8 protein-coding genes are annotated in these 10,172 nt (G+C 62.5%); 5 read left to right on the top strand and 3 right to left on the bottom strand.

Annotation, left to right across the window (positions count from 1 at the left end; translation table 11 throughout):
• Positions 1-106 precede the first annotated feature (106 nt).
• Both DOO78_RS26205 and DOO78_RS26200 read left to right on the top strand, forming a co-directional pair.
• A complete protein-coding gene (locus DOO78_RS26205; RefSeq protein WP_111472830.1) occupies positions 107-361 on the top strand; it encodes a DUF2933 domain-containing protein in 255 nt (84 codons plus the stop codon).
• Between the two features lie 144 nt (positions 362-505).
• A complete protein-coding gene (locus DOO78_RS26200; protein WP_111472829.1) occupies positions 506-811 on the top strand; it encodes a hypothetical protein in 306 nt (101 codons plus the stop codon).
• Positions 812-1,394: 583 nt separating this feature from the next.
• Here DOO78_RS26200 and DOO78_RS26195 read toward each other — a convergent pair.
• Together DOO78_RS26195 and DOO78_RS26190 are read right to left on the bottom strand one after the other, a co-directional pair.
• Positions 1,395-2,267 (bottom strand): hypothetical protein, encoded by an 873-nt coding sequence (locus tag DOO78_RS26195; RefSeq protein WP_111472828.1) that lies wholly within the window; start codon positions 2,265-2,267, stop codon positions 1,395-1,397.
• Between the two features lie 152 nt (positions 2,268-2,419).
• The gene (locus tag DOO78_RS26190) at positions 2,420-2,740 is read right to left on the bottom strand and encodes a helix-turn-helix domain-containing protein (protein ID WP_111472827.1); all 321 of its coding nucleotides are present in this window, start codon (positions 2,738-2,740) and stop codon (positions 2,420-2,422) included.
• Between the two features lie 1,043 nt (positions 2,741-3,783).
• Between DOO78_RS26190 and DOO78_RS27230 the strand changes: the two genes are divergently transcribed.
• The 3 genes from DOO78_RS27230 to DOO78_RS26175 all read left to right on the top strand — a co-directional run bounded on the left by DOO78_RS27230 (position 3,784) and on the right by DOO78_RS26175 (position 9,535).
• The gene (locus DOO78_RS27230; protein ID WP_165839099.1) at positions 3,784-4,236 is read left to right on the top strand and encodes a hypothetical protein; all 453 of its coding nucleotides are present in this window, start codon (positions 3,784-3,786) and stop codon (positions 4,234-4,236) included.
• 155 nt (positions 4,237-4,391) lie between these two features.
• Positions 4,392-5,852: a tyrosine-type recombinase/integrase gene (locus tag DOO78_RS26180; protein WP_111472825.1), complete on the top strand. Its 1,461-nt coding sequence runs from the start codon at positions 4,392-4,394 to the stop codon at positions 5,850-5,852.
• An 89-nt stretch (positions 5,853-5,941) separates the two neighbouring features.
• Positions 5,942-9,535, top strand: a complete 3,594-nt coding sequence (locus tag DOO78_RS26175; RefSeq protein WP_128080172.1) for a VPA1269 family protein — start codon at positions 5,942-5,944, stop codon at positions 9,533-9,535.
• Positions 9,536-9,873: 338 nt separating this feature from the next.
• On the opposite strand, the gene DOO78_RS26170 is transcribed toward DOO78_RS26175, so the two are convergent.
• On the bottom strand, positions 9,874-10,172 hold a 299-nt coding region (locus DOO78_RS26170; protein ID WP_207803076.1), incomplete at its 5' end, for a hypothetical protein.

Genomic DNA, 10,172 nt, shown 5'->3' with positions numbered 1-10,172 from the left:
CTGACCGCCCTGGCCGGGCCGCGGCCCGGCCAGGGCGGTCAGAAGCGGCAGGTGGGCCAGAATTCGTCAGCACTGGTGGGCCAACATTCATGGACACAGCCATGAGATGGACGGTCAAACCCCGGTGCCCTGGTGGCGGACCCGCGGCGGCGTCGCCGCGATCGGCTTCGGCCTCGTCGCCGCGTTCTTCGTGCTGCGGGAGCACTACGAGCACGCTCTCGGCCTGCTACCCTACCTGCTGCTGCTCGCCTGCCCGCTGATGCACCTGCTGATGCCGCACGGCCACGGCGTTCACCACGCCACCGGAGACGCCCGGGCGGACCGCGGCGACGCCCCCGCGGGCCGCTCCGCGCCGGGGTAACGGGGCGGGTGAGTTTGGCGCGCGTGCGGTCAGCAATACTTTGACATGAACGGAACCGCATGCGGAACTTAAACTCGCCCCGGGCAGTTCCGGCTGTCCGCGGCAGGGGGCGCCACGCACGGCCAGAATCAGTAGGAGAACAGCATGACCAGACTGATGAAGGCCACCGGCGCGAGCTTGGCGCTGCTCCTGGCGGCGGGCCTCGCCGCCTGCGCGCCGCAGCAGCAGGCCGCGCCCCCGGGGGCCGCGGCGCCGAGCGCGCCCGGCACCGTAGCGGCCACCCCGGCTCCAGGCGACCATCAGGCATGGATGGCCCACTGCGCGGAGATGCGGCAGCAGATCCGGCAGGGCGCGCCGGTCTCTCCCGACATGCAGCGGATGGTGACCTACTGCCAGCACATGGACCACACCATGGGCGCCCAGCGCGGCCGCTCCGGCCCGTACCCGTAAGCCGCTCCCGACGCGGCCCCGCCCGGCCGCGCCGTCCACCGTCCGTACTCGCCGACCACGGGCGCGAGTTCGCGCGCCGACAGGAGCGTCCGGAGGACCCGCGGGAATTCGCGGAGATGCTGGTCGCTCCGGAGCCGGACGCCGCGGCATGGGCCTGTGACTGCATCGAGCCGCTCCTGGGCGCGATGCGGCCCGACCAGGCCGCTCTGATGCCGAACGCGCTGCACGTGAGACATCACCGGGCGCAGCGGGCTAGCCGCGCTGCTTCTAGCGGCCTGTGTCACCTGCCCCACGGAGAGCTTCATGCATTGCGCCTGCCCGAAGCCGCCACCGGTGGACGAGGCGCGGCGCACGCGCGTGGCCGCCTAGGCAAGGGCGTGTGTAGTGGTTGCGGAGGTGCCGCACGGCCGGACATTGATCTGGCTCAACAGCGAAACGCCGTCTGTCAGATGAAGTGCTGGCTAATACAGATCACGCCATGGGAGCCCAGCGTGGTCGCTCCGGCCCATATCCGTGAGTTGTTCTCGGCGCGGCCCCGGCTCGCTGTGCCACGCCATGGTCCAGCCTGCGACCGCCGTGCTCCCTAGACCAGGGCCCGCGAGATGGCCTGGATTGGTTTCATGCCGTGCCCAAATCTGGCGATGGTCTTACGGTTTGCCTTGAGCTCGCCGTAGGGCAAGTAGTGCACCTTCAGGTCAGCGACGCGCGAGAAAGCGGGCCGTGTCAATTGCTCGCGCACCTCGCCTTCGCGGCCGTCCGGCGCGACGAGGAACATGCCCTCGAGCGCGTGCGCCTCGGGGCCAAGCGCCAAATCGAGCATGCGGACGATTCCGGAGTAGATCGAGGTGATGTGCTCCACTTCGTAGGCAGCGACGATACGCTTCGATTCCTTGTCGAGCCACAGCACGTCAATGAGCGGCACGGCGTCCGCTCCGGAACCGGTGTCAAAGCCCGGCAGGGCGGAGCGGCAGCCATTCCCGAGCCTGCCACTGCCAAGCGGACGGTTGCGGTCGTTCGCTTCGACCCAGGTGTTGTAGCCGAGCGACATGCCAAGGTCGCGCAGCCAGCCCTGGTCCTCGGTGTTGGTATGGTCGGACTCCCGCGCCTCGGCAAGCGCCTTGGCTGCTTTGGAACCTTCCTCGCGCACCCGGGCGAGGTCCGCCTCCCACGCGGCCCGGGCATCCACATCACCCCAAAGTGGTGGCGCCGGATAACGGCCGCTGCCGACGTCGAAGAGCAGGCCGCCGACTGCGCCCAGGCCCGCCTTGATGTCGGCGACGACCTGCTGAATGCCGCGCCGGATGGAGCGGAAGTTCTTCACCCGCTCTTCCCAGAGGAACCAGCTTCGGTAGGTGCTGCCAGGGTCGTCGCGCCAGCGGTACAGTAGCATAGCCACCACGTTGAGTACATCAGCATCACAATCGGCAGCCACCGTGAGGGTCGTAGCGATTTGCATGTCCCGAGTCCTGGATGGGCCAGTTGCCCTATGATCATGATCGGGGATGCGTGCGCTTCCCGCTCCCCTTTGAGGTGATTGCCGGTGACGTCCGCCACCCCTGCCGCTGACGCATAACCAAGCCTGAAGGCGAGGTCGAAGACCGGTAAGGTCTAGCCGCCACGAGGGGATGGCGTGCTGCTTTTCGGAGGCGGGTCGGCGTCACTGACGTCCGCCGCGGCACGCAGACGAACCCCCTCGCCTCCCCCAATGGCGCTACCATCACCGGCAGCGATAAATTCGACACCGCCCGCCTCCAAAGCCGAGCGCATTGCCCAGGCGACTGCGCGTGAGGGGCTGCGGGTGCCCCTCTCAAACTGTGTGACAGTGGCTTCAGCCACCCCCGCACGGGCCGCGAGTTCCCGCTGTGACCAGCCTAGCAGTGCGCGCCCAGCGCGTCCTTGAGCGGGAGTGAGACTCCGGTCGTCCTTCATGGCGGCGCATAGGCGGCCTGACCGACCTGCAGTCAACCAATCTCGATCAGAAGCCAAATTGCTTTACTGTTTTACGATAACCTTTAAGTTTTGCGGTAACGGAGGTCCGCAATGATCCCTTTAGAACGTGTCGGCGGTTGCGCCATGGAACAGCTTTGTATGCAGCGTCGTCCAACACACCCGATCTCGGCGGAAGATGCGGTCCGAGGCCACTTCGAAGGAGTGCCAGGAGTTCCACGTAGGTCAGGGTTCGTTCCAATCCGCCTGATCACAGACGCACTCGCTCATATACTCGCGCTGGCACTGCATAGAGACGCAGCAGGGATCCAGAGACCGGGCCTGTCGGCGGGTCTCCTCGCCGGCGCGATCGGTGCGGGCGAAATCGAGTGCGACCCGGTCGCGGTGGCGTGGATCCCTCCGATGCCCGCTGCTGAGCTTGCGATGGCCAAAGCCTGGGGTACGAGGACCGGCCACGAGGGCCAGCGTCACAGGCACCTCCGCGCCGCCGCGACCGGTCTCCTCGCTGCCCTGGCTCCGAGGATGGAAATACAAGCCGAGCGGCCCAGACATGGACGCGGTCGCTGTGTGCGGCCCGATCTGCATGTCAGTTTCGGCCCGCATGGCGCTCTCCTGGCCGAGGTAGGAGTGGTTGAAGGTGATGCCGTCGCGGCTCAGCTTCTACCAGAGCATCGGTTCTGGACCGTTCAGGTCCCTGCCCCGGTCACCCATGTCGTGGTGCTCCCGTTCGCTGGTCAGCGCACCGATGCGGCCCGCGGGTACGTCTTCAGACGGGCCGGGCAGCCAGCCCTCCGAAGTCCGAGGCGATCAGAAATCCGGGCCGGCTGGGCCGCCTTCGCAGGGCAGCCCTTGCCGCGCAACCGAAAAGCGTAGTTGTTCCGTTGCGATCCGGCCCGGAGGCGAGCCGCGCCATGATCAAAAGGGCAAGCATTCTTGACCACCCATCAATCCGCGCAGTGCGCGGGTCGGCAGCCCTGCCGCTGTGCAGCGATGGCACTCCCCGATTGCTTCTCCCGCAGCCACCGGTGAACGGCGCCGAACAGGTGGTCCGCCGCCTAGCTCTCGCCGGCGTACTACCGGAGTTGGCGCCAGCGCTACCTGCCATCCCAGCAGGCTGGACCGGTCTCCTCGAAATCGCCGCCCACGCGCTCGAAGCACAAGGCTTGTCGCGCGGCTTGCGTTTCCTGAGATCGGATGCCTGCTCGGGCGTCCTGGTGCTTTGGCCTGACACCGATGCCGAGACAATCAGCCCAGGGGCCGCTCAGGCGATCGAAGCGATCTGCGAGTGGGCAGAAGTTCGCTCCAGTGAAGTTTGCATGGCGGACGGCACGCCAGGTGCCGGGCCGGTTGTCCTGGGCGGACGACGCCTTGCCCTCGGTTCGCGCGCCCGAACTCTGCCCATCGCGGAACTCGGACGACTTATTTGGCCCCTGGCCCGTGGCGGTGAGCGCCACGCGCCGGAAAATCCTGATCTTTGATCGAGAACAGCTTCGACGGGCTGCGCCGCGGTGCATATCGGGCGGCGCCCGTGGCGAGCACCCGAGGCCGACGTCCTCCGCAGCACCGCAGCGGTCCCTTGATGGGGTGCATCGTTGTTCGTCGAATGTTCTTCTCGATTAGCGTATAGCAAAGCATGAGCGACAGCGAATCGGACCTACCGCTAAGGACCGTCCACACGGTCATACGAGTACGCCGAGCGGCAACGCGCACAATTCTACCATTGGTTATTGTTCGGAAGAAAGGGGACGCCCCGAGGATTCACTGGCAGTTTCTGGAATATGCACTTGAGCTGCAGGACAGAGGTGCAGCCGAACAAACCTTAGATGAATCCGCCCGTGTATTTGGAATGATGGTGGATTACCATGAAATCATGCTTAGAGATCCTGTTATAAATGAACATGATTTAGCTTCATTTCTTGGTCGCTTCCTGCAAACCCGTTACCGTGGGGCAGCACACTTTGTAGGAGCGGATGCAGGAGGGATTGAATGGAAGCCCGTCCGATGGACAACGGTGAAGCACGACATGCGCCGCGCGTTGGGCTTCTTCGAGTTCTGCGTGAGGCGGTACGGCCATTATCCTGCCTTCCGCGAAAGGTCCCTGCCGGCGCCCAAAGGGATCGCGTCCGAGATCCAACGCAAGCTCGCCCAATCCCAACGGGATTTCCTCTTTCACCTTCACAGCCAGCGAGATGAGCGCAGGGACGCCGTACCGGGCACGCCAGCGATTCCAGAGGTTGCAGTTCCGGGCGAACGTCGCCGCCCGGCAGGGCGAATAACTGCTTCCAACAGAGGGTACTTTCCCGAGGACCGTGTCGAGGAGCTGATCGAACGCACACCGAACATTGTCCATCGGATGATCTGGATTGCCGCCGCGTTTGGCGGCCCCAGGATCAGCGAGCAACTCAATCTCTGGGTCGATGACGTGTTGCCGGGCGCTACGCGGCCGCGGCTCTTCCCTGATTCACCCACTACATCCGAATGCGTGATTGTCCTGGCTGATCCGGCCGAGGCGACTTACACCGGATCGCTCACAAACTTCACCCGCTCGCGCCTACAAATCCTGGCGGTACAGAACCGCACACCCCGCAACGTACTCCATCGTCGGCATCCTGAGTTTGCCGGCTGGAAGGGAGTATCGGAGGAAAACGAAGAATACGGCATATCTCAGGTGTATTGGATCGACCGTAGGTGGGCGGCAGAATACTTCCGCCTCTATCGGGATTTGCTGGAATTTCGTGCAGCCATTCCATCGCAGAACAAACATCCTTGGCTCTATATAAATATCGGTCGTGGATCCAATGCCGGGGCGAGGTATGGCGCTCCTCTTACCATGAGCAACGTGCGGAAAGCGTTCGAAGCCGCCTGCGAGCGCATAGGCCTCACGCCGTACCGAGGCAACGCCTCACTCCATAAGCTGCGGAGCCTGTATCGCCGCCTCGCTCTCAATGCCGGCCTGACGGATCAGAGCATCCAACACATGATGCATCACAAGAGCCACACAAGTCAGGAGGCCTATGGCCGGGCCCGGGCTAGCCAGATCTTCGCGGCCTTGGATCGTCAGACTGGACGTAGGCTTACGGGGGTGCAGTCGTGATTTTGGACTTGGAGACTGCTCGCGCTCGCGGGCTCGTCGAAACCTTCCACTCCGTCGTTAATGACGAGGAGGTTTTGCTGAACACCGCGATGGACGATCTTGTTCTGCTGCAGGACGTCGACATCGAGGATCTCACGAAACACTTGGCTGCATTCAGGGCCGAGCAACGTAAGTGGCTCCTCGATCTGATGCTTTCGCGGCGGGGTGACGTGGATATCAGGGACCTCAGCAGGAACGAAGAAGGCCCTGTCTTTCCCGACCTCATATACGCATTGACCGGAGCTTTCGACGAGCAGCCCCGTGCCAACCAAGGCCAGCTTCGGAACTGGCGTTTCCTATACATCGCGCGGCAGGGCAACCGGCCGGCAAGCGCTCTGCTGCGCTCGTTCGCACCGTTGGAGAACGGAACGGAGACCACGGCTGTTCATAACATGACGGTCGCGGACCAACGACGATACGCGCGAGCCATCTTTTCCCCACCTCCGTCGGAGACTGCCACCCGTTGGCTGCCCGTCGCCGAGGTGGCTGATGTCCTGAACATCACGCCGGCCAGCGTAACCACCAAAGCCTACCGATCTGGCTGGAGCCGGCGAGACGGCAATCACGGCCAGCGGCTCGTCAGTGTGCCCATCGAGCTTCTTCCCCCTGCAGAATCCGATTTCAGCTCAGGAGCCGAGGCTGTCATCGGGCTGCACTCGATGGCTGCTGGGTTGAAGGAGAAATTCGCATACGAACACGCCGGATTGCATCTGGACGACTGGCTTTGCAAGTCTCATTCGGCTTCCGAATTTCTTGAGCGTCTGAACACGACATTGCTCGTCGAAACAGAAGAAGGTCGAGAAGCAACTCGCCAACGCGACCGGGTTCCGGTGATGTTTCTCGCCTACCTGAATCGCGAAGGTTTGGTGCTTCTGCCTCAGAGGGTTTCCCGCTTTTATTGGAACAGCTTGCGGGGCAGGCCCACACACTGCTTTGGCGATGGGATGCTCGAGTATTGGAGCCAGATTGCCGAGGTCAGTCGCGTTGCCGAGAGGACTTCGTTTCAGGCGACTGATCTCTATAGAACCCTACGAGGTCTGCGACTCACGTCGACCTTCGCCACCCCGGATCTATTGAGTGATGGGCTCGTGGCGCGCTACAAGGCGGTCTGGAGCGAGCGAAACGAAGTCGGGATGATGGCCAACCTGGCCTTCGATACCACCCTCGCCATTCTGGGCCTGTCCGCTGACCGGCACGACTACCGTCTAAAGCGTCCCGGAGACGCTCGCAAGACCGATGGCGGACCTTTTGGATGGGTCAAGACAAGGGACGTTCCGGGGCGGAGCGTCGCACCGCCCGGCTACGAACCCCGAGAGGATCTCTTCGGCTGGGCGGATTTCTTCACCGACGCCCTAGGTCTCCTGAAGGTCAAAGCCATCTCGAATTTCAGAGATGCAGCGGCGGTGTTTTTGCATTACTTGACCACGTTGGACGCCATTCCCGCGGGCATGGAGGCGCTCAGTCGTGAGCAGCATATCCACGACCCGAGCGGGATAAATCGCACGTTTCGAGCTTGGTTGACGGCCAGGTACCCTGCCGACGGAGCCAGGCCAAACATCAAAAATGCCCTGAACCGCCGCACGACCATTCTGTCGAAGATCGCTAGCATTTTTGCCGCCCAAATCCACGCTCAGGGCCTCGATATCGCAAACCCGATCGATATGAAACGGGACAAGTTCAAGTCCGGCTCTAAGCGCAGGAAAACTCCACGCCCGGCCATGGAAGCCGAAAAGTTAGAACTCATCAGAAAATTCAATGCGAAAGATGACTTCGCGTTCTCGCGCGCGAAGAAGAACCATTATAGAAACGTCTTTGACCCGGAGACCGCTCGGTTTCAAGACGTCTGGTTCCCGGCCTATTCTCTCCTCATTGATCTGCTGTTGCAGCTGCCGTTCCGAAGTTTTCAGGCTCGCTATCTGGACAGCGGCGAAGGCGACGAACTGACCTTCGATCCCATGACCCGGACATTGGTACCGAACACCGGGCCACTCGCTTCGCGGGGCCGACAGGAGAGTGCGTTGTGTTTGGTCGATATCGGCATCGGTCCAGACGATCAAACCAGCACACCGCGTCATGTCCTTGGGCTACGAGTGAATACCAATAAGACCAGCGAGCACACCGCCGACCAAGGCTGGACGGTTCCCTGGTGCCCACCGGGCCTTGAAGAGAATCTGCTGCGGATGCGCGCCTGGGTCAGCAGGTACGCGCCGGTCAAAGAGCCGGTAAAGGCCAAAACAGAGAGTTACCTCGATGAGTTTCACGACGAGGAAGTGGTCGCGCTCATTCCCGACACCTTCCCCTTATTCCGTGATCCAGCCCGCCGCGACGGACAACCGCTCTCCCGGGAAAGGCTGTTCGCATACTGGGTTGAGCTGCTCACCGCGGTCGAGGAGGGCTACAACAAGAATCGCGCCCCGGAAAACCGCATTGCGCTGACGAAGCTGCGCACCGATACCACGCGTGCACCGATCTACGACATTCACGCACTGCGCGTGTCCGGCATTACGGCAATGATCGATCGTGGCATGCCGCCCGACATGGTTCAGGAAGTCGTCGGTCATGCCAGCATGGTCATGACGCTCTACTATAACAAGATCCGGGCATCGCGAGTTTATAAGGAGCTGGAAACCTACTTCCGCGAGCGCGGCATGGATGCCGATGCGATCGGCAAGGTTCCATTTGATGATCTCGCCAGCTCGCTCTTCAACATGCGGAGTGCCAAAGACTCGATCGGCCTTGAAATGCTGAAATCGAAATTTGGCAGCGGCGATAAGTCCTGGAAGGTCCTCAGCCACGGGATCTGCCCGGGTGGTGATTGTGCTACCGGTGGCCGGTGGTACAAAAATGCCCACCTCCCGCTTCGTGCTGGTGCCTGTTCGCTGTGCCGGTACAGGGTCACCGGGCCACGCTTTCTGTTGGGCATGGTAGCCAACGCGAACACGCTCATGTTCGAGATGAGGCGCCTCGGACAGGAAATTGCACAACTTACGAAGCGGCGCTTCGACCTCGAAGATCAGGGCGAGTCGACCGTGACGATCGACGGGAGACTAGAGCTGGCCCGCCGCTCATTTGACAGCGCAGCCACGGAATGGTCAGCCGAGGTCCAGTACATCCAGGCGGCCACCGAGCTTCTCAACGGAATGGAACAGAAGGCCTCGCCCGAAAAGCCCGGTACCGCAGGGCCGGCTGGATCCCTGATGACTCCTATGGATAATCGCAGTTTCTCGGCACGCATCGAGGGTCGGCACGAGTTCCACCTGCTCCAGTCGATCGCCGAAGGCGCCGAACTCATCGTTACCGAGTTCCGCCCGGGAACCCGCGAGGCGATCATGGATCGGGATGAGTGGCTAAACGCTGTGCTAGACGCGAATGGTCTTGATCCCCTTCTCATCAGACTTCCCAGAGAGGAACGCCTCAAGGCCGGCAATCTGCTTGGGCAAGCCTTCATGGCATTGGTGCCGGAGGACAAGCTCGATGGGTTGCGGCTTGGGTTGGAGTCTCTCGACGTCGCGCCAGCCCTGCGCGTGTTGTGTGAGGAGGCCGCCGAGCAGGTTCGCACCGCTCGGGCGATCAATGCAGAAAACCTGTTCGAGGTCATTCGTCAGAGGGAGAGCGAGGTGGCTGGCCTCCTCCCGTGCGCCTAAATGCAAATGGTGTAAGGATGGAACCGAGCGTGGCCGCTTCACCGGACGATCCTTTCCTGCCAGCCTCCAAACAGCTGTTAAACCAGCTACGTGCCGAGGCCGGCAGTCAGCGTTTGCAGAGCCTCGATCGTCTGGAGCAGGCCTGCGACTCCTTGGTGCGGTTACGCACCATCATCGATGCAGCGAAAGTCGGCCGCGAGTGCAATCGGCTCTTCAAAAAAGGGCCTGACGGACAGAGTATTCGTAACGACGCCGCGGGATTTCGTGCCTACGTCGCGCTCCGCCGAGAGGAACAGGAGCAAGCCCCTGAGACGGGACGACGGAAAACGCGCGGGTCATCACTGGCAGATCGAATTGAGGCAATCGAGGATCCAAATACCCGTGCGCAGTTGCGCATGTTGCTTATTGAGAATGCAGACCTGAAGCGGCGCTTTGGTGACCTCACCGCAGCCCTGGCGGAGATGGTGCCTGGGATTGATCTCGACGCCCTCGTACACCAGCGCAGAACCGGCGGGCCAGTCCGCGCGCCACAGCATGCGGATTCCGGCGAAGTCGGCCACCGATTCCGACGCCATGTCGGCCGGCCATTCCGATCGATGTCGGCCGGGGTGGCTGCTCGCCCGAGGGCTGTTGGTTG

The organism is Roseicella frigidaeris, assembly GCF_003258945.1.
Lineage (GTDB): Bacteria > Pseudomonadota > Alphaproteobacteria > Acetobacterales > Acetobacteraceae > Paracraurococcus > Paracraurococcus frigidaeris.
Note: the sequence above shows the minus strand (reverse complement) of the source record. Positions and strands in the feature narration are given on the sequence as shown.

Coding starts and splice junctions, on each gene's coding strand:
- DOO78_RS26205 (WP_111472830.1), top strand. CDS start 107: ATGGACGGTCAAACCCCGGTGCCCTGGTGGCGGACCCGCGGCGGCGTC.
- DOO78_RS26195 (WP_111472828.1), bottom strand. CDS start 2,267: ATGCAAATCGCTACGACCCTCACGGTGGCTGCCGATTGTGATGCTGAT.
- DOO78_RS26180 (WP_111472825.1), top strand. CDS start 4,392: ATGAGCGACAGCGAATCGGACCTACCGCTAAGGACCGTCCACACGGTC.
- DOO78_RS26200 (WP_111472829.1), top strand. CDS start 506: ATGACCAGACTGATGAAGGCCACCGGCGCGAGCTTGGCGCTGCTCCTG.
- DOO78_RS26190 (WP_111472827.1), bottom strand. CDS start 2,740: ATGAAGGACGACCGGAGTCTCACTCCCGCTCAAGGACGCGCTGGGCGC.
- DOO78_RS26175 (WP_128080172.1), top strand. CDS start 5,942: ATGGACGATCTTGTTCTGCTGCAGGACGTCGACATCGAGGATCTCACG.